Here is a 21685-nt window from a genome sequence, read left to right on the forward strand (position 1 = left end):
TTTTTACAGTCTGCAATAGATTTTCACCCCTTGTTTGTGGTATAATGAAACGATACGATAGAAAGAATAATGAACAATATGACTGATTTAAAAGCAATTCAGGCTCGTAGTCTGGAGATGGCTGAATATTTTGTGGCCTTTTGTAAAGAACATGATTTGCTCTGTTATCTCTGTGGCGGAGGCGCTATTGGTACCCTTCGAAACAAGGGATTTATTCCTTGGGACGACGACCTAGACTTTTTTATGCCTCGTAAAGATTATGAGAAATTAGCAGAATTATGGCCTCGTTATGCAGATGAACGTTATTTCTTGTCAAAGAGTTACAAGGATTTTGTTGATCGTAATCTTTTTATTACCATTCGTGACAAGGAAACCACCTGTATCAAGCCTTATCAGCAGGATTTGGATTTGCCACATGGTCTGGCCTTGGATGTTTTGCCTTTGGATTATTATCCGAAAGATTCAGCTGAGCGGAAAAAACAGGTTCGTTGGGCCTTGATTTATTCACTCTTTTGTGCGCAAACTATTCCAGAAAAGCATGGTGCTCTCATGAAATGGGGAAGTCGCATTTTACTGGGTTTGACTCCAAAATCTCTCCGTTATCGCATCTGGAAAAAAGCTGAGAAAGAAATGACTAAGTATGATTTGGCTGAGAGCGATGGAATCACGGAACTATGCTCAGGTCCTGGCTACATGAGAAACAAGTACCTAATCGAATCTTTTGAAGATAATCTTTTCTTGCCATTTGAAGGAACAGAGATGCCTATTCCAATCGGCTATGATGTCTATCTCAGAACTGCTTTTGGGGATTATATGACGCCTCCACCAGCAGATAAGCAGCTACCGCATCATGATGCTGTCATCGCTGATATGGATAAGTCTTATACAGAATACAAGGGAGAATATGGTGGCTAAGAAAAAAATCTTATTTTTTATGTGGTCTTTTTCTCTTGGAGGTGGTGCAGAGAAGATTCTATCAACCATTGTTTCAAATCTGGATCCAGAAAAGTATGATATTGATATTCTTGAAATGGAGCACTTTGACAAGGGATATGAATCTGTTCCAAAGCATGTAGGCATTTTAAAATCCCTTCAAGATTATCGCCAAACCAGATGGTTACGAGCTTTTTTGTGGAGAATGAGAATTTATTTTCCAAGACTGACTCGTCGTTTGCTTGTAAAAGATGATTATGATGTTGAAGTTTCTTTTACCATTATGAATCCACCACTGTTGTTTTCTAAAAGAAAAGAAGTCAAGAAAATCTCTTGGATTCATGGAAGTATCGAAGAACTTCTTAAGGATAGCTCTAAAAGAGAATCACATAGAAGCCAGTTGGATGCTGCGAATACAATTGTAGGGATTTCAAAAAAGACCAGCAATTCTATCAAGGAAGTTTATCCAGATTATGCTTCTAAATTACAGACAATCTACAATGGATATGATTTTCAGACTATTCTAGAAAAATCTCAAGAGAAGATCGATATCGAGATTGCTCCTCAAAGTATCTGTACTATCGGACGGATTGAGGAAAATAAGGGTTCTGACCGTGTAGTGGAAGTGATACGATTATTACACCAAGAGGGAAAAAACTATCATCTCTATTTTATCGGGGCTGGTGATATGGAAGAGGAACTGAAAAAACGAGTCAAAGAGTATGGGATTGAGGACTATGTACATTTCCTTGGTTATCAAAAAAATCCTTATCAGTATCTATCTCAGACGAAAGTTCTCTTGTCTATGTCTAAACAAGAAGGTTTTCCTGGAGTGTATGTGGAGGCCTTGAGTCTGGGACTCCCTTTTATCTCTACGGACGTTGGAGGGGCTGAGGAATTATCCCAAGAAGGACGATTTGGACAAATCATTGAGAGCAATCAAGAGGCAGCTCAGGCGATTACTAATTACATGACTTCTGCCTCAAACTTTGATGTCGATGAGGCTAGCCAATTCATTCAACAATTTACAATTACAAAACAAATCGAACAAGTAGAAAAACTATTAGAGGAGTAGCATGGAAACTGCATTAATTAGTGTCATTGTGCCAGTCTATAATGTGGCGCAGTACCTAGAAAAATCGATAGCTTCCATTCAGAAGCAGACTTATCAAAATCTGGAAATCATTCTTGTTGATGATGGAGCAACGGATGAAAGTGGTCGCTTGTGTGATTCAATCGCTGAACTAGATGATAGGGTGTCAGTGCTTCATAAAAAGAACGAAGGATTGTCGCAAGCACGAAATGATGGGATGAAGCAGGCTCACGGGGATTATCTGATTTTTATTGACTCAGATGATTATATCCATCCAGAAATGATTCAGAGCTTATATGAGCAATTAGTTCAAGAAGATGCGGATGTTTCAAGCTGTGGTGTCATGAATGTCTATGCTAATGATGAAAGCCCACAGTCAGCCAATCAGGATGACTATTTTGTCTGTGATTCTCAAACATTTCTAAAGGAATACCTCATAGGTGAAAAAATACCTGGGACGATTTGCAATAAGCTAATCAAGAGACAGATTGCAACTGCCCTATCCTTTCCTAAGGGGTTGATTTACGAAGATGCCTATTACCATTTTGATTTAATCAAGTTGGCCAAGAAGTATGTGGTTAATACTAAACCCTATTATTACTATTTCCATAGAGGGGATAGTATTACGACCAAACCCTATGTAGAGAAGGATTTAGCCTATATTGATATCTACCAAAGGTTTTACAATGAAGTTGTGAAAAACTATCCAGATTTGAAAGAGGTTGCTTTTTTCAGATTAGCCTATGCCTACTTTTTTATTCTGGATAAGATGTTGCTAGATGATCAGTATAAACAGTTTGAAGCCTATTCTCAGATTCATCGTTTTTTAAAAGGCCATGCCTTTGCTATTGCTAGGAATTCAATTTTCCGTAAGGGGAGAAGAATTAGTGCTTTGGCTCTATTCATAAATATTTCCTTATACCGATTCTTATTACTAAAAAATATTGAAAAATCTAAAAAATTACATTAGAACGGGGGTGAGCAAGTGATTGATGGAAAACGATTGTTATTTAGTTTGACCATAGTCAGTTATGCCTTGACGCTAGTAAGTGGAATTGTATATCTGTTTAATAATAACAATGTTAGCTTGCTTTCTACTTTATTGTTCTTACTGGTTAGTAGCTTAATTGCTTGTTGGAATGATATCAAGTATTACTTAATCCATTTTATTTTCTATTTAACCATTTTTGTTTTTCTGGTATCAAGGCCAACCATTGATTATTTTAGGGATGGTGCTTTGGATACCTATCATCCCATAGCCTATCGTTTTGCCTTTATAGTTGTCATGGTTTCGATTCTGGGCTTGACCACAGGAGGCGTACTGGCTCGTTACTTCATAGCTAGGAAGAAAATAAAAGTAGCAAATATAGGAAGTTCTCTAAAAGAGGTTTATATCAAGCGGTTACGCTTTGTTTCGCTAGGAGTTTTTCTTCTCACCTATCCTTTCTATTTCATTCGGTTATTTGAACGACTCCTGTATCGCTTGCAGACTTCCTACTATGCCTACTATGCAAATTTTGAAAGTAAACTTCCTTATTTTACCTATATCTTATCAACATTTACGGTCTACGCAATGTGTATGTATTTGGCAACCAAGCCAAAGAAATTGCAGGCAACAGCAGTGCTTGTCTCCTTTATTGCAGCTAATACTATTCATTTGGCAATTGGGACACGCAATCCCTTTATTTTAAGTATTTTATTTGCTTTTGTTTATTACTTTATGCGGGAGCAAACAGAAAAGGGAAAATGGATTGGGTTTAAAGAAAAGTTAGCGATTTTTGTAGGTTCTCCTATTCTCATGTTAGCGATGGGAGTGCTCAATTATGTACGGGATAATGTTCAAGTTTCCCATACAGGTTTCTGGGATATCCTGCTTGACTTTATCTATAAACAAGGGACTAGTTTTGGCGTTCTGGCTCGAGGTTTTCTATTTAACAGTAGCCTACCTTACAGAGATTTCCGTAATTTTACTTTTGGTCCTGTTCTTGATTATTTTGCAAGGGGAAGTTTGGGGGCCATTTTCGGAGGAAAAGCCTTTGAGCATACAACCAATAGTGTAGAGCTAGCTATTGATAGTAATAGTTATGCCCACAATCTATCCTATCTTGTTTTGAACAAGGAATATTTGAAAGGACATGGTATCGGAAGTAGTTATATCATGGAGTTGTATACAGACTATGGTATGATAGGAGTCTTTCTACTTAGTCTCTTGCTAGGTATGTTATTCATAGCCATGCTGCAAGTAGCCTATCGTTCAAAAACAATCCTATTTGCCTTGTCTTTACTCATCTTGAATAATCTATTCTTTATGCCTAGAAGTAGCTTTTCAGAAAGTTTCTTCAATTTATTTACAATGCAATTCTGGGGAATTGTTCTTGTGATTATATTTGTAGCAAAAATGCTTACAAAAGAGAACCAGTATCTACTAAACAAAGGGGAAAAAAATCATGTTTGAACATTATTCAGTAGCTGATTTATTTGCAAATCTTTACAAAAAACGAAAAGCAAATATTTTAGCTCTCATCGCTTTATTTGCTCTCATTGCTGTACCATTTACAATTAAAGCAGTTAGGAATAAAAACACTGTCAAAGATACAACAAGTTATTCAACTTATCTTAGCTATAAAATCACTCCTCCAGAAGACTCAGCTAAAACAATTTTGAATCATCAAATTGGTGGTTATAGTGATTTTTATGGGAAATTGATTGATGGGAATTTGAATGGAGCTTATCTTTTCAATGATGTAGAACCCAGTGAGTTGAAAAAAATTGCCAGTGAATTAGACACGACAGAAACAACCTTGAAAAATTCAACGAATGATTATTGGTGGAAAAAATTGACCGTCTACTATATGATTGACGATGCAGGGGTTGGTGTGAAAATTTTGACATCAAGTAAAGATGCTAATGATTTGTTAGAGCGAAAAATTGATGGATTGATTGAGAAATTTAAACACACTTTTGCAAATGTAAAAATTGAAAAATTGGAAACCATCAACTCTAAAGAATTGAATGCAAATGGTGAGACAGCACTTGGATTGAATGTGAAAAACTTGATTCTCCGTTTAGCTGTTATTGGAGTAGTTTGTGTGATTTTGGTTGTGATGGGGAATGTATTGATTTATCTCTTTAATCCAACAATCAATAGAGCAGGTGATTTTTCTCAGTATCAAATTGATTTTGTAACAGAGATTACAACAATTGCTAACCTAGCAGATGTCTTGTCATACAAAAATGCTGGACAAGAATTAACAATCGTTAGCTCAAATAAAGCTATCCTAGATAAATTGAAACAGAGTCAAGAGGCTTTAAAAGGAATGCATTTTGTAGATTTACAGGATGTATCATCTCTTTTGGAAAGAGATACAGTCCTTCTTGTTGAAGAGTACGGAGTGACTCGTTATAAGAAATTTGAACAAAGTCTTCAAATTCTTAGAAACTTAAATCGTTCTATCCTCGGTGTAGCAACCTTTAAACTATAAGCTTTCTGATGTATTAGGTCTTCAAAGTCGAACAAGAAGTTTGATTTTGAAGGCTTTTTCTATCTGTCTGCAGAAATTTTCTCTTGGAGTCTCCTATAGAAAGACCCTAGGGAAAATCTATCCGTATAGAGGAGCCTTCTTTTGATAAAATCGTAAAAATCTAGTATAATAGATAGAACTGAAAGTATGAGGTTACTAGCAATGAAAATGAAACAAATTAGTGATACAACTTTGAAAATCACGATGTCTTTAGAGGATTTGATGGATCGTGGCATGGAGATTGCTGACTTTCTTGTCCCTCAAGAAAAAACAGAAGAGTTTTTTTATGCTATCTTGGATGAGTTAGAGATGCCTGATAGCTTTCTAGATACAGGTATGTTGAGCTTCCGTGTGACTCCAAAACCTGATAAGGTTGATGTCTTTGTAACCAAATCAAAGATTGACCAAAATCTAGATTTTGAAGATTTATCGGATTTACCAGATATGGAAGAATTGGCTCAAATGTCGCCAGATGAGTTTATTAAAACCTTAGAAAAGAGCATCGCAGACAAAACTAAGGATGATATCGAAGCGATTCAATCTTTAGAGCAAGTCGAAGCCAAGGAAGAAGAGCAGGAGCAGGCTGAACAAGAAGCTGAGAGTAAGAAAGAACCTTACATCTACTACATCCTTTCTTTTGCTAAGTTGGCTGACTTGGTGGCTTTTGCTAAGACAGTGACTTTTGAGATGGAAACTTCTGAACTCTACAAGATGAATGAGCGCTATTATTTGACCATTTTAGTGGATATTGAAAATCATCCAAGTCCATATCCAGCTTGGCTGTTGGCCCGTATGCGCGAGTTTGCGGACGATAGTGACATCAGTCGTTCAGTCTTGCAGGAGTATGGCCAAGTCTTGATGAATCACGATGCAGTGACCAATCTGCAAAAGATTGGATAATCACTTCTGGAAAATTATTTCTAGATTTTAGGAAGAGCGAATCATCAGATTCGTTTTTTTCTTTTCTAGACTGAAATAGTGATTTACTATGATAGGAATTTTCACAAAATTCTGTTATAATGGCTATATTAGAAAATTTCGAGGAGATAAAGATGACAGTTAAAATTGCTTTACTAGGATTTGGTACCGTTGCAAGTGGTGTGCCTTTCCTCCTAAAGGAAAATGGAGAAAAAATCAATCAATCAGCACATTCAGAGATTGAAGTTGCTAAGGTATTGGTCAAGGATGAAGATGAAAAGAATCGCTTACTTGCAGCAGGGAATGACTTTAACTTTGTAACCAATGTGGATGATATTTTATCAGATCAAGACATTACAATCGTAGTGGAATTGATGGGGCGTATCGAACCTGCTAAAACCTTTATCACTCGTGCCTTGGAAGCTGGAAAACACGTTGTTACTGCTAACAAGGACCTTTTGGCTGTCCATGGCGCAGAATTGCTAGAAATCGCTCAAGCTAACAAGGTAGCACTTTACTACGAAGCAGCAGTTGCTGGTGGGATTCCAATTCTTCGTACTTTAGCAAATTCCTTGGCTTCTGATAAAATTACGCGCGTGCTTGGAGTAGTCAACGGAACTTCCAACTTCATGGTGACCAAGATGGTGGAAGAAGGCTGGTCTTACGATGATGCTCTTGCGGAAGCACAACGTCTAGGATTTGCAGAAAGCGATCCGACGAATGACGTAGATGGGATTGATGCAGCCTACAAGATGGTTATTTTGAGCCAATTTGCCTTTGGCATGAAGATTGCCTTTGATGATGTAGCCCACAAGGGAATCCGCAATATCACACCAGAAGACGTAGCTGTAGCTCAAGAGCTTGGTTACGTAGTGAAATTGGTTGGTTCTATTGAGGAAACTTCTTCAGGTATTGCTGCAGAAGTGACTCCAACCTTCCTACCTAAAGCGCACCCACTTGCTAGTGTGAATGGCGTAATGAACGCTGTCTTTGTAGAATCTATCGGTATTGGTGAGTCTATGTACTACGGACCAGGTGCGGGTCAAAAACCAACTGCAACAAGTGTTGTAGCTGATATTGTCCGTATCGTTCGTCGTTTGAATGATGGTACTATTGGCAAAGACTTCAACGAATATAGCCGTGACTTGGTCTTGGCAAATCCTGAAGATGTCAAAGCAAACTACTATTTCTCAATCTTGGCTCCAGACTCAAAAGGTCAGGTCTTGAAGTTGGCTGAAATCTTCAATGCTCAAGATATTTCCTTTAAGCAAATCCTTCAAGATGGCAAAGAGGGTGACAAGGCGCGTGTCGTTATCATCACACACAAGATTAATAAAGCCCAGCTTGAAAATGTCTCAGCTGAATTGAAGAAGGTTTCAGAATTCGACCTCTTGAATACCTTCAAGGTGCTAGGAGAATAAGATGAAGATTATTGTACCTGCAACCAGTGCCAATATCGGGCCAGGTTTTGACTCGGTCGGTGTAGCTGTAACCAAGTATCTTCAAATTGAGGTCTGCGAAGAAGGAGATGAGTGGTTGATTGAACACCAGATTGGCAAATGGATTCCACATGATGAGCGTAATCTCTTGCTCAAAATCGCTTTGCAAATTGTACCAGATTTGAAACCTAGACGCTTGAAAATGACCAGTGATGTTCCCTTGGCGCGTGGTTTGGGTTCTTCCAGCTCAGTTATTGTGGCTGGGATTGAACTAGCCAACCAATTGGGGCAACTCGACTTGTCTGATCATGAAAAATTGCAGTTAGCGACCAAGATTGAAGGACACCCTGATAATGTGGCTCCAGCCATTTATGGTAATCTCGTTATTGCAAGTTCTGTTGAAGGGCAAGTCTCTGCTATCGTAGCAGACTTTCCAGAGTGTGATTTTCTAGCTTACATTCCAAACTATGAATTACGTACTCGCGACAGCCGTAGTGTCTTGCCTAAAAAATTGTCTTATAAGGAAGCTGTTGCTGCAAGTTCTATCGCCAATGTAGCGGTTGCTGCCTTGTTGGCAGGAGACATGGTGACCGCTGGGCAAGCAATCGAGGGAGACCTCTTCCATGAGCGCTATCGTCAGGACTTGGTAAGAGAATTTGCGATGATTAAGCAAGTGACCAAAGAAAATGGGGCCTATGCAACCTACCTTTCTGGTGCTGGGCCGACAGTTATGGTTCTGGCTTCTCATGACAAGATGCCAAGGATTAAGTCAGAATTGGAAAAGCAACCTTTCAAAGGAAAACTGCATGACTTGAGAGTTGATACCCAAGGTGTCCGTGTAGAAGCAAAATAAAGAATAGAAGATAGGATGGGGAAACTCTTGACCAGAGGGTTTCATATCCTTTTTGTGAAAAGAAGTTTATACTCAATGAAAATCAAAGAGCAAACTAGGAAGCTAGCCGCAGGCTGCTCAAAACAGTGTTTTGAGGTTGTGGATAGAACTGAAGAAGTCAGCTCAAGACACTGTTTTGAGGTTGTGGATAGAACTGACGAAGTTAGCTCAAAATACTGTTTTGAGGTTGCAGATGTGAGCTGACGTGGTTTGAAGAGATTTTCGAAGAGTATTAGTTAAAAACGTGATAAAGGAGAAATAAAGATGGCAGAAATTTATCTAGCAGGTGGTTGTTTTTGGGGCCTAGAGGAATATTTTTCACGCATTTCTGGAGTGCTAGAAACCAGTGTTGGCTACGCTAATGGTCAAGTCGAAACGACCAATTACCAGTTGATCAAGGAAACAGACCATGCAGAAACGGTCCAAGTGATTTACGATGAGAAGGAAGTGTCACTCAGAGAGATTTTACTTTATTATTTCCGAGTTATCGATCCTCTATCTATCAATCAACAAGGGAATGACCGTGGTCGCCAATATCGAACTGGGATTTATTATCAGGATGAAGCAGATTTGCCAGCTATCTACACAGTGGTACAGGAGCAGGAACGCATGCTGGGTCGAAAGATTGCAGTAGAAGTGGAGCAATTACGCCACTACATTCTGGCTGAAGACTACCACCAAGATTATCTCAGGAAGAATCCTTCAGGTTACTGTCATATCGATGTGACCGATGCTGATAAGCCATTGATTGATGCAGCAAACTATGAAAAGCCTAGTCAAGAGGTGTTGAAGGCCAGTCTATCTGAAGAGTCTTATCGTGTCACACAAGAAGCTGCTACAGAGGCTCCATTTACCAATGCCTATGACCAAACCTTTGAAGAGGGGATTTATGTAGATATTACGACGGGTGAGCCACTCTTTTTTGCCAAGGATAAGTTTGCTTCAGGTTGTGGTTGGCCAAGTTTTAGCCGTCCGATTTCCAAAGAGTTGATTCATTATTACAAGGATCTGAGCCATGGAATGGAGCGAATTGAAGTTCGTTCTCGTTCAGGCAGCGCTCACTTGGGTCATGTTTTCACAGATGGACCGCGGGAGTTAGGCGGCCTCCGTTACTGTATCAATTCTGCTTCTTTACGCTTTGTGGCCAAGGATGAGATGGAAAAAGCAGGATATGGCTATCTATTGCCTTACTTAAACAAATAAAACAGAGAGTGGGGCTTCCCACTTTCTTCATTTCTAGAATATGAATAGAAGGGATTTATGAAACACCTATTATCTTACTTCAAACCCTACATCAAGGAATCAATTTTAGCCCCCTTGTTCAAGCTGTTAGAAGCTGTTTTTGAGCTCTTGGTTCCCATGGTGATTGCTGGGATTGTTGACCAATCTTTACCTCAGGGAGATCAAGGTCATCTCTGGATGCAGATTGGCCTGCTCCTTATCTTTGCAGTAATTGGCGTTTTAGTGGCCTTGATAGCTCAATTTTACTCAGCAAAGGCAGCAGTAGGCTTTGCTAAGGAATTGACAAACGATCTTTATCGTCATATTCTTTCCTTGTCCAAGGACAGCAGAGACCGTCTGACAACTTCTAGTTTGGTCACTCGCTTGACTTCGGATACCTACCAGATTCAGACTGGTATCAATCAATTCCTGCGTCTCTTTTTGCGAGCGCCCATTATCGTTTTTGGTGCCATTTTTATGGCTTATCGAATCTCAGCTGAGTTGACTTTCTGGTTCTTAGTCATGGTTGCCATTTTGACCATTGTCATTGTAGGGTTATCTCGATTGGTCAATCCTCTCTACAGTAGTCTCAGAAAGAAAACGGACCAACTGGTTCAGGAAACGCGCCAGCAATTGCAAGGGATGCGGGTTATTCGTGCTTTTGGTCAAGAAAAACGAGAGTTACAGATTTTTCAAACCCTTAACCAAGTTTATGCTAGATTACAAGAAAAGACAGGTTTCTGGTCTAGTTTATTAACACCTCTGACCTATCTGATTGTCAATGGAACTCTTCTCGTTATTATCTGGCAAGGCTATATTTCAATTCAAGGAGGAGTGCTCAGTCAAGGTGCTCTCATTGCTCTTATCAATTACCTCTTACAGATTTTGGTGGAATTGGTCAAGCTAGCCATGCTGATCAATTCCCTCAACCAGTCCTACATCTCAGCTAAGCGAATCGAGGAAGTTTTTGCTGAGGCTCCAGAAGATATTCATTCAGAATTAGAACAAAAGCAAGCTAGCAGTGATCAGGTTTTACAAGTTCAAGAACTGACCTTTACCTATCCTGATGCGGCCCAGCCTTCTCTGAGAGACATTTCCTTTAATATGAAGCAAGGGCAAATCCTTGGTATCATCGGAGGAACTGGTTCTGGTAAATCAAGCTTGGTGCAAGTCTTACTTGGACTTTATCCAGCAGACAAGGGGAGTATAGACCTTTATCGAAATGGACGTAGTCCTCTTAATTTGGAGCAGTGGCGGTCTTGGATTGCCTATGTGCCCCAAAAAGTCGAACTCTTTAAGGGAACCATTCGTTCTAACTTGACTCTAGGTTTACATCAAGAAGTATCTGACCAGGAACTCTGGCAGGCCTTGGAGATTGCGCAAGCTAAGGATTTTGTTAGTGAAAAGGAAGGGCTCTTGGATGCCACTGTTGAGGCAGGAGGTCGAAATTTCTCAGGTGGACAAAAACAAAGGCTGTCTATTGCTCGCGCAGTCTTGCGCCAAGCTCCATTTCTCATCCTAGATGATGCGACCTCGGCCCTCGACACCATTACCGAGTCTAAGCTCTTGAAAGCTATCCGAGAAAATTTGCTAAATACGAGCTTAATCTTGATCTCTCAACGAACCTCGACTTTACAGATGGCTGACCAGATTCTCCTCTTAGAAAAAGGAGAGCTCCTAGCTATCGGCAAGCACGAGAACTTGATGAAATCTAGTCAAGTTTATCGCGAAATCAATGCATCCCAACATGGAAAGGAGGACTAGCATGAGACGACAAACTGCAAACCAGACGCTCACACGCTTGGCAAAAGATTTAGCAAGCAATCCCTTCCTCCTTTTCCTAGCCTTTCTAGGAACTATTACCCAGGTTGGCTTATCAATCTACCTACCTATCTTGATTGGGCAGGTCATCGACCAAGTCCTAGTGGCTGGTTCTTCACCAGTTTTTTGGCAGATTTTTCTCCAGATGATCTTGGTAGTTATAGGAAATACTCTGGTACAATGGGCCAATCCTCTTCTTTATAATCGCCTAATCTTCTCTTATACCAGAGACTTGCGAGAGCGAATCATCTATAAGCTCCATCGTTTACCGATTGCTTTTGTGGAGCGGCAAGGAAGTGGAGAGATGGTCAGTCGGGTAACCACGGACATCGAACAGTTAGCAGCTGGCTTGACCATGATTTTTAACCAATTTTTCATTGGTGTCTTGATGATTTTGGTTAGCATTCTAGCCATGCTGCAAATTCACCTCCTCATGACTCTCTTAGTCTTGCTGTTGACGCCACTTTCCATGGTGGTTTCACGCTTTATTGCCAAACGCTCCTATCATCTCTTCCAGAAGCAAACAGAGACAAGGGGAATTCAGACTCAGTTGATTGAAGAATCGCTTAGCCAGCAGACTATTATTCAATCTTTTAATGCTCAGGTAGAGTTTATCAAAAGACTGTGTGAGGCTAATGACAACTACGCAGGCTATTCGCAGTCGGCCATCTTTTATTCTTCAACGGTCAATCCTTCGACTCGCTTTGTCAATGCGCTCATTTATGCGATTCTAGCTGGAGTAGGAGCTTATCGTATCATGATGGGGTCAACCTTGACCATTGGGCGTTTAGTGACTTTTTTGAACTATGTCCAACAGTATACCAAGCCCTTTAACGATATTTCTTCAGTGCTAGCTGAGTTGCAAAGTGCTCTGGCTTGCGCAGAGCGCGTCTATGCTGTCTTAGAAAGTCCTGAGGTTGCTGAAACAGGCAAGGAAGTCTTGACCAGTGACCAAGTTAAGGGAGCTATTTCCTTTAAACATGTCTCTTTTGGTTACCATCCTGAAAAGATTTTGATTAAGGATTTATCTATTGATATTCCAGCTGGTAGCAAGGTAGCCATCGTTGGTCCGACAGGTGCAGGAAAATCAACCCTTATCAATCTTCTTATGCGTTTCTATCCTATTAACTCAGGAGATATCTTGCTGGATGGGCAATCCATTTATGATTATACCCTAGTATCATTGAGACAGCAGTTTGGCATGGTGCTCCAAGAAACCTGGCTCAAGCAAGGAACCATTCATGACAATATTGCTTTTGGAAATCCTGAAGCCAGTCGGGAGCAGGTGATTGCTGCTGCCAAAGCAGCCAATGCAGATTTTTTCATCCAACAGTTGCCACAGGGATACGATACCAAGTTAGAAAATGCAGGAGAATCTCTCTCTGTCGGTCAGACCCAGCTCTTGACTATAGCGCGAGTCTTTTTGGCTATTCCAAAGATTCTTATCTTAGACGAGGCAACTTCCTCCATCGATACACGGACAGAAGTGCTAGTACAGGATGCCTTTGCAAAACTCATGAAGGGGCGCACAAGCTTTATCATCGCCCACCGTTTGTCAACCATTCAGGATGCGGATTTGATTCTTGTCTTGGTAGATGGCGACATCGTGGAGCATGGCAATCATCAGGATCTCATGGCTAGAAAGGGTAAGTATTACCAAATGCAGCAAGCAGCAGCTTTTAGCTCTGAATAAGCCATTCTCTTTTGAAAGTTTATGGACGAAAAAAGTTGCCTTCGGGTGACTTTTTTGTTACAATAGCTAGAAAAATTGTTCACTGTAATACTCAATGAAAATCAAAGAGCAAACTAGGAAGCTAGCCGCAGGTTACTAAAAGCACTGCTTTAAGGTTGTAGATAAGACTGACGAAGTCAGTAACCACACCTACGGCAAAGTGAATCTGAAGTAGTTTGAAGAGAGTATAACTTGTCTTTTAGAAAAGGAGCCTATAATGAAAGTCTTTCAGAATGTAAATATCGTGACTTGTGATCAAGATTTCCATGTTTATCTTGATGGAATCTTAGCAGTCAAGGATTCTCAAATCGTCTATGTCGGTCAAGATAAGCCAGCGTTTTTAGAGCAAGCTGAGCAGATTATAGACTATCAGGGAGCTTGGATTATGCCTGGGTTGGTCAATTGCCACACCCATTCTGCTATGACAGGTTTGAGAGGAATTCGGGATGATAGCAATCTCCATGAATGGCTCAATGACTATATCTGGCCAGCAGAAGCTGAGTTTACTCCCGACATGACTACTAAGGCGGTCAAAGAAGCTCTGACAGAGATACTCCAGTCAGGAACAACAACCTTTAATGATATGTATAATCCCAATGGTGTGAATATTGAGCAGATTTATCAGGCAGTGAAAGATTCCAAGATGCGTTGTTATTTTTCTCCGACTCTTTTTTCTTCAGAGACAGAAACAACTGCTGAGACTATAAGCAGAACTCGATCCATCATAGACGAAATCTTAAAATATAAAAATCCAAATTTCAAGGTTATGGTAGCACCTCATTCTCCCTATAGCTGCAGTAGAGACTTGCTGGAAGCGAGTTTGGAAATGGCAAAAGAGCTTGCTATTCCAATCCATATCCATGTGGCGGAGACCAAGGAAGAATCAGGCATTATCCTGAAACGATACGGCAAACGCCCCCTCGCCTTTCTAGAAGAACTGGGTTACTTAGATCATCCGTCTGTCTTTGCTCATGGGGTCGAATTAAACGAGCGAGAAATTGAACGCTTGGCAACTTCTCAAGTGGCTATTGCTCACAATCCTATCAGTAATCTCAAACTGGCATCAGGAATTGCTCCAATTATCCAGCTCCAAAAAGCAGGAGTAGCAGTCGGAATTGCGACTGACTCGGTCGCTTCCAATAACAATCTTGATATGTTTGAGGAGGGACGGACTGCAGCCCTTCTTCAGAAGATGAAAAGTGGAGATGCCAGCCAATTTCCTATCGAAACAGCTCTCAAGGCACTGACAATCGAAGGGGCTAAGGTTCTAGGAATGGAAAATCAGATAGGAAGTCTAGAAGTCGGCAAGCAGGCAGATTTTCTCGTTATTCAACCACAAGGCAAAATCCATCTCCAACCTCAAGAAAATATGCTCTCTCACCTAGTTTATGCTGTCAAATCCAGTGATGTTGATGATGTCTATATTGCTGGAGAACAGGTTGTTAAGCAAGGTCAAGTTCTGACAGTAGAACTTTAGAAGAAAAATCACGAAAAATTTTAAAAAAAGTTTGTAAAAATCTTGCATTCTTTTTTTGACTATGCTATACTTATATACGGTTTGAAAAAACTGCCTAAGACAGTAGGGGAGCTCGACTCATAAATATCCTACCGAGGACAAAACGTATCATGTAAAAAGAAGCGTATTGTACTTTCGTGTCTAGGTTTGGGCGCGTTTTTCTTTTGGAAAAATTCCCCAAGCAAAATAATTACGGAGGTGAACACACTAATGAGTGAAGCAATTATTGCTAAAAAAGCGGAACTAGTTGACGTAGTAGCTGAAAAAATGAAAGCTGCTGCATCTATCGTCGTTGTAGACGCTCGTGGTTTGACAGTTGAGCAAGATACAGTTCTTCGTCGTGAGCTTCGTGGAAGCGAAGTTGAGTATAAAGTCATTAAAAACTCAATCTTGCGTCGTGCAGCTGAAAAAGCTGGTCTTGAAGATCTTGCATCAGTATTCGTTGGACCATCTGCAGTAGCATTTTCTAACGAAGATGTTATTGCACCAGCGAAAATCTTGAACGACTTTTCTAAAAACGCTGAAGCACTTGAAATCAAAGGTGGTGCAATCGAAGGCGCTGTCGCATCTAAAGAAGAGATTCTTGCACTTGCAACTCTTCCAAACCGCGAAGGACTTCTTTCTATGCTCCTTTCTGTACTTCAAGCGCCAGTGCGCAACGTTGCTCTTGCAGTCAAAGCGGTTGCAGAAAGCAAAGAAGACGCAGCTTAATCTTAAGCTACGTAGCGTAGCCTAGCTACGAAAATCTATTATAAATTTAAAACATATTTGGAGGAAATAACAATGGCATTGAACATTGAAAACATTATTGCTGAAATTAAAGAAGCTTCAATCCTTGAATTGAACGACCTTGTAAAAGCTATCGAAGAAGAATTTGGTGTAACTGCAGCTGCTCCTGTAGCTGTTGCTGCAGCTGGTGCTGCTGACGCTGGTGCTGCTAAAGATTCATTCGACGTTGAATTGACATCTGCAGGCGACAAAAAAGTTGGCGTTATCAAAGTTGTACGTGAAATCACAGGTCTTGGTCTTAAAGAAGCTAAAGAACTTGTTGACGGTGCACCAGCACTTGTTAAAGAAGGCGTTGCAACTGCAGAAGCTGAAGAAATCAAAGCTAAATTGGAAGAAGCTGGAGCTTCAGTTACTCTTAAATAATAGAGCGACTACATTAGTAGCTTAAAAACATGATTAAATCGCTATTCTTAGGAGTAGTGGTTTTTCTTTTTGTTTAAGAAGTTGGCGAGTAAGTAATACTCAATGAAAATCAAAGAGCAAACTAGGAAACTAGCCGCAGGCTGCTCAAAACACTGTTTTGAGGTTGCAGATAGAACTGACGAAGTCAGTAACATATCTACGGTAAGGCGACGCTGACGTGGTTTGAAGAGATTTTCGAAAAGTATAAAATAGATTGAATTTAGAATAGTCCACTGAGTTTTATAAAACATTGTTAGAAATTGGTTTGAATTCCGCAATCAATTTGTTCAGTTTTTATTTCATTTAATTAGAATTTCCCAACTGTCTAACTCAACTAAAAATCCCCAATCGTAGTGATTGAGGATTAAGCAAATAAATCTTAAACAATACCTTGGGCAATCATAGCGTTTGCTACATTTTCAAAGGCAGCAATGTTAGCTCCTGCAAGGTAGTCTTTATCAAGACCGTATGTTTCTGAAGTCGTTTTAGCTGTGTTGAAGATGTTTGTCATGATGTCTTTGAGACGGCCATCAACTTCTTCACGAGTCCATGAGAGGCGAAGACTGTTTTGGCTCATTTCAAGAGCTGAAACGGCTACACCACCAGCGTTGGCAGCTTTTGCAGGTCCGTAGAAGATACCATTTTCTTTGTAAACTTTGATGGCATCAAGGTCGCTCGGCATGTTGGCACCTTCAGATACACAGATAACGCCTTGAGCAACCAAACGTTTAGCTGCTTCACCGTTGATTTCGTTTTGAGTGGCACATGGAAGAGCAATGTCATAGTTTCCAGCGTAAGTCCATACAGTACCTTCGTGGTAGGTTGCAGTTGCTTTTTCAGCTGCATACTCAGTCAAACGAGCACGACGTTTTTCTTTAACATCAACCAAAAGATCGAAGTCGATACCATTTTCATCGATGACATAACCATTTGAGTCAGAAACAGAAATAACAGTTGCACCGAGTTCAGTTGCTTTTTGAAGAGCATATTGAGCAACGTTACCAGAACCTGAAATAACGACTTTCTTACCAGCAAAGCTGTTACCGTTAGCTTTGAGCATTTCTTCAGTATAGTAAACCAAACCGTAACCAGTTGCTTCTGGACGAATCAAGCTACCACCAAATCCAAGAGGTTTACCAGTCAAGACACCAGCATCAAATTGGTTAAGACGTTTGTATTGACCGTAAAGGTAACCAATTTCACGTCCACCAACACCGATATCACCAGCAGGTACGTCAAGTGATGGTCCGATGTGTTTTTGCAACTCAGTCATGAAGCTTTGGCAGAAGCGCATCACTTCAGCATCTGTTTTACCTTTAGGATCGAAGTCTGATCCACCTTTACCTCCACCGATTGGAAGTCCAGTCAAGACGTTTTTGAAGATTTGTTCAAATCCGAGGAATTTCAAAATCCCTTGGTTTACAGTTGGGTGGAAACGAAGTCCTCCTTTGTATGGTCCAACAGCTGAGTTGAATTGAACACGGTAACCACGGTTTACTTGAATTTTTCCATCACGGTCAACCCAAGGAACACGGAAAGAAATTACGCGCTCAGGCTCAGTAATACGTGCCAAGATATTTTCTTCGATATACTCAGGGTGTTTTTCAAATACAGGTTCCAAAGTGTTGAAAAATTCTTCAACAGCTTGGAGGAATTCAGCCTCGTGCCCATTACGAGCTTTTACAGTTTCAAACACGCTTTGGATATATTCTTTAGCAGATGTCATATCGTTCTCCTTTTGTTGTCATAGTTTATTACATGAGCTATTATAGCAGAATTTTTTTAAACTGTAAAGAGAAAAACAAAAATTTTCTAAAAATTCTTTCAATTTAGTTTTAAGACTTTTTGAAAATAGACAAAAAACGAACCTTTTTCTTGTAAATATCTTTCTCAAAGAGAAAATCTGAAAATATGCTATAAGAAAAGAAAATGTTTAGCAATTCAGAAATCACTTGTTAATTTATCCATGATATGTTAGATTTGCCAGCAAAACTATGACCATTTTGGAGGAAAGAAATATTTACATCTCCTTATTCAGGGCAGGATTTTCTATACAAGTATAGATGTCTTGCTGGAGTTGGATCATGGAACCCAAGCGGTTATTGAGATTTAGAACTATCATCAGAATTTTTTCATTAGACTTGTTCGGTAACCATAAAGTACTATACTATCTATGAACAAGACCCAGAAAAAGTAGCCTTATTTCTTAAGAATTTTAATAGTTTAAAGCACTTAGCACCTGTTTATATTGATGAAACAGGATTCGATACTTACTTTTATCGAGAATATGGTCGCTCATCAAAGGGTCAGTTAATAGGAGGTAAAGTCTCTGGAAGAAGATATCAGGGGATTTCTTTGGTTGCAGGTCTAACAAATGGTGACTTAATCGCTCCAATGACCTACGAAGAGACGATGACGAGCGACTTTTTTGAAGCATGGTTTCAGAAATTTCTCTTACCAACATTAACCACACCCTCAGTTATTATTATGGATAATGCAAGATTCCAATAGAATAGCTAGGATAGAATTCTTGTGTGAAGAGTTTGGGCATAAACTTTTACCCCTTCCTCCCTACTCACCTGAGTACAATCCTATTGAGAAGACATGTGCTCATATCAAAAAGCACCTCAAAAAGGTATTACCAAGTTGCAATACCTTTTACGAGGCTCTTTTGTCCCACTCTTGTTTCAGTTTGTTATAAACACCTAAGATAAGAGCTATACTAGGTAAATAAAAATCTCTATACTATTTGAAAGTGAAGACTACTCACTGTGAGATAGTATAGAGTATTTTTGTTGTAGTTAAACCATCCTACCCATTCCCCATTGTAATTAACACGGTAACCGTCTGGTGTAGTCGTATTGATTGCTAGAGCACCAGAGCTATAAGCATAGTACCATTTGCCAGATACCTTCATCCAGCCTGTTTTCATAGCACCTGAACCGTCGAGATAGTACCAAGTCTCACCGTCTTTCAACCAACCTGCTTGCATCCAGACTGAACTATCGAAGCGATACCAGATATTATCTAATTTTGCCCACTGATTGTAAGGGTAAGATCCCATCAAGTTGCATAAACTACCAACGCGAGCCAGCTTGTCGCCAAAAACCCATACTTTTACCTACTTCTTGCATTTGGTTAAAGAAATTGTAGGAATTATTCGTTGTACTCTTATTTTCATTTTTGATTTTATGAGTTCCGATAGCCTTCAAATTTTTGTCAAAAAGATTCGCCTTAGTCGCAAATGTTTGAATCTGAGAAGAGTAGGCTTCTATGTATTGAATGGCTTTTCCATAACCACCAGCTAATTCTTCAGAGCCACCAGATGATGTTCCGAAACTTTGTGCAACGGTAATCCATCCATTTTGAGTAACAGGGTTTTCAAAGGCTGCCAAACCCATATAGGTCAATTCTGGATTGATTAAGGATTCGTAGTGTCCAGTTTGATCAGAGACATTTGCTCCGCTACGAGATTTATAGAATATATTTCTCAATAGCACGCGCAACGCCGTCTTCTTCGTTGCTTGAGGTAACGGCATCCGCAAGAGATTTGACATAATCGCTGGCATTTCCCATTGCAATCCCAAGCCCTGCAAATTGGAGCATTTCGATATCGTTATTAGCATCGCCCATGGCCATAATCTCTGAGGAATCAATCTTCAAAATCTCAGCTAGTCGTGAAAGAGCAGTAGCCTTTGTCGTTCCAAGCGGCATTGCTTCATAAATGACAGGCTGCGAACGAACTCCACTGAATCGTTGGCAAAGCTCTTCAGCAAAACGCTGCTCAAAATCGTCTGTTTGGCTCTCTGTTCCTAAAAACATACCTTGGAACATACGAAACTTGCCACTAGTCGCTTCCTCAAGAGAAATTTCAGTCAGGTCTGAAAAGACTAGTTTGGCATCATTTTGAATGATTTCATTAGGTTTGCCACCGAGGACAAAATAATGTTCCTCATCAAAAAGAGTCAACTGAACATCACTTTTTTCAGCTAGGTCATAGAGGTATTCGATGTCTGCTGGACTAAGTTCTTGCCAGTCAACCAAGCCCCAGTCGCTAGTCTGGTGAGTTGAACAACCGTTGTTAACAATCACATACTCATTCTGGAGATCAAGCCCCAGTTTTTTGTAGTAGGGGAGGACACCGAAAAGCGGGCGACCCGTACAGAGAACCAATTTGACACCTTTTTCAATGGCTTTGTGAATAGCAATAATGTGAGCTTGTGGGATTTCCTTGGCTTCATTGAGGAGGGTTCCGTCCATATCCAAGGCTAGTAGTTTAATCATAAGACTTCCTTCTTTATCTTTTGGTATTATTATAGCATATTTTGGAGAAGAAATTGATAGGAAGCTTGGGGCTAATTGATTTTACAGTTTAGGATGTTTTGATGACAATTCATGATTTGAAGAGGATATTTGGCCAAGATATGCTATACTAAACTTGTGATTCAATTAAGCAAACCATTCTATTCAATAAGCTAGTCAAGGAAAACAGAGGATTCAATATGAAAAAACGGGCTATTCAAATTTTACTAGCATTGTCCTTAATTTATTACAAATCAACTTGGTTTTGGGGGCTTTTCAATTATCTCGCAAAGCCCTATCTACCAGCAAGTCGTGAATTTTTTCAGATTCTGCTTTTGATGGAGAGTGGAGTTCTTTTATTAGCGGTCATCTATCTACTAGTTTTTGCAGGAAAGAAGACTTTTCATTTCAAATGGCAGCTGAGGCACTTTATCTACCTTTTACTGGGTTACATCATTTTGTATATGTCTGACGTCCTCTTGTCTTATTTCATACCCTCGTCTTCAAATCAAATTTCTTTGAATGAAACGATAGAAATGATAGGGAGACAGGAATTACCCTATTTCTTGCTCATGGCTTGCTTCATCGGCCCTATTGCTGAGGAATTGATTTATCGCGGTGTGCTTATGACAACCTTTTTCAAAAACTCGCCTTGGTACGGAGATGTCTTGCTTTCTGCTATTATTTTCGGTTATATTCATATCAATTTTGCTTTAACTCCTCTTGCTTTTTTCATTTATGCTAGTGGAGGTCTCATTTTAGCTCTACTGTATCGCATGACAAAAAATCTCTACTATCCAATACTAGTTCATATTCTCATCAATATCACTGCCTTCTGGAATGTATGGTTACTCCTATTTTCAGGAAGTTAGCTTACTAAAAAAATGTCGGAACTTTCCGGCATTTTCTTTTTTCACAAATAGTCAACGTTTTTCTTTTCGATATTGGAGTGGTGTGTATCCAGTTATTTTTTGAATTGATTTTGAAAATAAGGTTGGCTTGAGAAAGGCAGATAGTGAAGATAGTTAAGAAGGTTAAGAAGAATAGGATGTTCTTTTTTCCTTTTTGGAAAACTTCTAAAATATGGTATAATCCCGACTTTATCA

Annotated in this window: 18 protein-coding genes, 4 pseudogenes and 1 other annotated feature; of the genes and pseudogenes, 18 read left to right on the forward strand and 4 right to left on the reverse strand. The window is 39.8% G+C overall.

Translation table 11 applies throughout. The features are described 5' to 3' along the window. Positions 1-69 precede the first annotated feature (69 nt). The 15 genes from HT687_RS04060 (at position 70) to rplL (ending at position 16238) form a co-directional block, all read left to right on the forward strand. A complete protein-coding gene (locus tag HT687_RS04060) occupies positions 70-915 on the forward strand; it encodes a phosphorylcholine transferase LicD (RefSeq protein WP_023936089.1) in 846 nt (281 codons plus the stop codon). Next, a complete protein-coding gene (locus tag HT687_RS04065; protein WP_023936090.1) occupies positions 905-2008 on the forward strand; it encodes a glycosyltransferase in 1104 nt (367 codons plus the stop codon). The genes HT687_RS04060 and HT687_RS04065 overlap by 11 nt, the downstream gene beginning before the upstream one ends. 1 nt (position 2009) lies before the next feature. Next, entirely contained in the window at positions 2010-2996 is a 987-nt protein-coding gene (locus HT687_RS04070; protein ID WP_023936091.1) for a glycosyltransferase family 2 protein, read from the forward strand. 15 nt (positions 2997-3011) lie between these two features. Further along, positions 3012-4481: an O-antigen polysaccharide polymerase Wzy family protein gene (locus HT687_RS04075; RefSeq protein WP_023936092.1), complete on the forward strand. Its 1470-nt coding sequence runs from the start codon at positions 3012-3014 to the stop codon at positions 4479-4481. Next, positions 4474-5508 carry a hypothetical protein gene (locus tag HT687_RS04080; RefSeq protein ID WP_000461506.1) on the forward strand — a complete coding sequence of 345 codons (1035 nt, stop codon included), beginning with the start codon at positions 4474-4476 and terminating at the stop codon, positions 5506-5508. Before HT687_RS04075 ends, HT687_RS04080 begins: the two co-directional genes overlap by 8 nt. Positions 5509-5709: 201 nt before the next feature. Beyond that, on the forward strand, positions 5710-6447 hold the full coding sequence (mecA, locus tag HT687_RS04085; RefSeq protein ID WP_000782675.1) for an adaptor protein MecA: 738 nt from the start codon (positions 5710-5712) through the stop codon (positions 6445-6447). Positions 6448-6599: 152 nt separating this feature from the next. Next, entirely contained in the window at positions 6600-7886 is a 1287-nt protein-coding gene (locus HT687_RS04090) for a homoserine dehydrogenase (protein WP_023936093.1), read from the forward strand. A 1-nt stretch (position 7887) separates the two neighbouring features. Beyond that, the gene (gene thrB / locus HT687_RS04095; RefSeq protein WP_031233548.1) at positions 7888-8757 is read left to right on the forward strand and encodes a homoserine kinase; all 870 of its coding nucleotides are present in this window, start codon (positions 7888-7890) and stop codon (positions 8755-8757) included. Between the two features lie 75 nt (positions 8758-8832). Further along, on the forward strand, positions 8833-9000 hold the full coding sequence (locus HT687_RS11785; protein WP_007285050.1) for a hypothetical protein: 168 nt from the start codon (positions 8833-8835) through the stop codon (positions 8998-9000). Positions 9001-9060: 60 nt separating this feature from the next. Continuing rightward, complete coding sequence (gene msrB, locus HT687_RS04105) at positions 9061-9999, forward strand: peptide-methionine (R)-S-oxide reductase MsrB (RefSeq protein WP_000818203.1); 939 nt, start codon at positions 9061-9063, stop codon at positions 9997-9999. Between the two features lie 57 nt (positions 10000-10056). Next, positions 10057-11781, forward strand: coding sequence for an ABC transporter ATP-binding protein (locus tag HT687_RS04110; protein ID WP_023936095.1), 1725 nt, complete (start codon positions 10057-10059; stop codon positions 11779-11781). Between the two features lies 1 nt (position 11782). Beyond that, entirely contained in the window at positions 11783-13531 is a 1749-nt protein-coding gene (locus tag HT687_RS04115; RefSeq protein ID WP_001254298.1) for an ABC transporter ATP-binding protein, read from the forward strand. Between the two features lie 256 nt (positions 13532-13787). Beyond that, a complete protein-coding gene (locus HT687_RS04120) occupies positions 13788-15047 on the forward strand; it encodes a TRZ/ATZ family protein (RefSeq protein ID WP_000862496.1) in 1260 nt (419 codons plus the stop codon). 75 nt (positions 15048-15122) lie between these two features. Beyond that, positions 15123-15258 (forward strand) — a sequence feature (ribosomal protein L10 leader region). A gap of 38 nt (positions 15259-15296) precedes the next feature. After that, entirely contained in the window at positions 15297-15797 is a 501-nt protein-coding gene (rplJ, locus tag HT687_RS04125; protein WP_001287278.1) for a 50S ribosomal protein L10, read from the forward strand. 72 nt (positions 15798-15869) lie between these two features. Then, complete coding sequence (gene rplL, locus HT687_RS04130) at positions 15870-16238, forward strand: 50S ribosomal protein L7/L12 (protein WP_001196965.1); 369 nt, start codon at positions 15870-15872, stop codon at positions 16236-16238. Between the two features lie 418 nt (positions 16239-16656). On the opposite strand, the gene gdhA is transcribed toward rplL, so the two are convergent. Further along, positions 16657-18003 carry an NADP-specific glutamate dehydrogenase gene (gdhA, locus tag HT687_RS04135; RefSeq protein WP_023937544.1) on the reverse strand — a complete coding sequence of 449 codons (1347 nt, stop codon included), beginning with the start codon at positions 18001-18003 and terminating at the stop codon, positions 16657-16659. Positions 18004-18206: 203 nt separating this feature from the next. Between gdhA and HT687_RS11790 the strand changes: the two are divergent. Continuing rightward, positions 18207-18387, forward strand: a pseudogene (locus tag HT687_RS11790) (hypothetical protein); the annotation flags it as partial. A 56-nt stretch (positions 18388-18443) separates the two neighbouring features. Further along, positions 18444-18978 (forward strand): annotated as a pseudogene (locus tag HT687_RS04140) (transposase); the annotation flags it as partial. Positions 18979-19089: 111 nt separating this feature from the next. Here HT687_RS04140 and HT687_RS12315 read toward each other — a convergent pair. Together HT687_RS12315 and HT687_RS04155 are read right to left on the reverse strand one after the other, a co-directional pair. Next, positions 19090-19753 (reverse strand): annotated as a pseudogene (locus HT687_RS12315) (choline-binding protein C); the annotation flags it as partial. Further along, entirely contained in the window at positions 19752-20561 is an 810-nt protein-coding gene (locus HT687_RS04155; protein ID WP_023932748.1) for a Cof-type HAD-IIB family hydrolase, read from the reverse strand. The gene HT687_RS04155 and the pseudogene HT687_RS12315, both read right to left, overlap by 2 nt. Positions 20562-20779: 218 nt before the next feature. Between HT687_RS04155 and HT687_RS04160 the strand changes: the two genes are divergently transcribed. Then, the gene (locus HT687_RS04160) at positions 20780-21451 is read left to right on the forward strand and encodes a CPBP family intramembrane glutamic endopeptidase (protein WP_023937542.1); all 672 of its coding nucleotides are present in this window, start codon (positions 20780-20782) and stop codon (positions 21449-21451) included. Positions 21452-21502: 51 nt separating this feature from the next. On the opposite strand, the pseudogene HT687_RS04165 reads toward HT687_RS04160, so the two are convergent. Further along, a pseudogene (locus HT687_RS04165) lies at positions 21503-21672 on the reverse strand (AraC family transcriptional regulator). Between the last annotated feature and the right edge of the window lie 13 nt (positions 21673-21685).

This window comes from Streptococcus sp. 1449 (genome assembly GCF_013276805.1).
Classification (GTDB): Bacteria; Bacillota; Bacilli; order Lactobacillales; family Streptococcaceae; genus Streptococcus; species Streptococcus pseudopneumoniae.

What these genes read in the sequence shown, in the direction of transcription:
- HT687_RS04060 (WP_023936089.1), top strand. Translation starts at nt 70, where the DNA reads ATGAACAATATGACTGATTTAAAAGCAATTCAGGCTCGTAGTCTGGAG.
- HT687_RS04065 (WP_023936090.1), top strand. Translation starts at nt 905, where the DNA reads ATGGTGGCTAAGAAAAAAATCTTATTTTTTATGTGGTCTTTTTCTCTT.
- HT687_RS04070 (WP_023936091.1), top strand. Translation starts at nt 2,010, where the DNA reads ATGGAAACTGCATTAATTAGTGTCATTGTGCCAGTCTATAATGTGGCG.
- HT687_RS04080 (WP_000461506.1), top strand. Translation starts at nt 4,474, where the DNA reads ATGTTTGAACATTATTCAGTAGCTGATTTATTTGCAAATCTTTACAAA.
- mecA (WP_000782675.1), top strand. Translation starts at nt 5,710, where the DNA reads ATGAAAATGAAACAAATTAGTGATACAACTTTGAAAATCACGATGTCT.
- HT687_RS04090 (WP_023936093.1), top strand. Translation starts at nt 6,600, where the DNA reads ATGACAGTTAAAATTGCTTTACTAGGATTTGGTACCGTTGCAAGTGGT.
- thrB (WP_031233548.1), top strand. Translation starts at nt 7,888, where the DNA reads ATGAAGATTATTGTACCTGCAACCAGTGCCAATATCGGGCCAGGTTTT.
- HT687_RS11785 (WP_007285050.1), top strand. Translation starts at nt 8,833, where the DNA reads ATGAAAATCAAAGAGCAAACTAGGAAGCTAGCCGCAGGCTGCTCAAAA.
- msrB (WP_000818203.1), top strand. Translation starts at nt 9,061, where the DNA reads ATGGCAGAAATTTATCTAGCAGGTGGTTGTTTTTGGGGCCTAGAGGAA.
- HT687_RS04110 (WP_023936095.1), top strand. Translation starts at nt 10,057, where the DNA reads ATGAAACACCTATTATCTTACTTCAAACCCTACATCAAGGAATCAATT.
- HT687_RS04115 (WP_001254298.1), top strand. Translation starts at nt 11,783, where the DNA reads ATGAGACGACAAACTGCAAACCAGACGCTCACACGCTTGGCAAAAGAT.
- HT687_RS04120 (WP_000862496.1), top strand. Translation starts at nt 13,788, where the DNA reads ATGAAAGTCTTTCAGAATGTAAATATCGTGACTTGTGATCAAGATTTC.
- rplJ (WP_001287278.1), top strand. Translation starts at nt 15,297, where the DNA reads ATGAGTGAAGCAATTATTGCTAAAAAAGCGGAACTAGTTGACGTAGTA.
- rplL (WP_001196965.1), top strand. Translation starts at nt 15,870, where the DNA reads ATGGCATTGAACATTGAAAACATTATTGCTGAAATTAAAGAAGCTTCA.
- gdhA (WP_023937544.1), bottom strand. Translation starts at nt 18,003, where the DNA reads ATGACATCTGCTAAAGAATATATCCAAAGCGTGTTTGAAACTGTAAAA.
- HT687_RS04155 (WP_023932748.1), bottom strand. Translation starts at nt 20,561, where the DNA reads ATGATTAAACTACTAGCCTTGGATATGGACGGAACCCTCCTCAATGAA.
- HT687_RS04160 (WP_023937542.1), top strand. Translation starts at nt 20,780, where the DNA reads ATGAAAAAACGGGCTATTCAAATTTTACTAGCATTGTCCTTAATTTAT.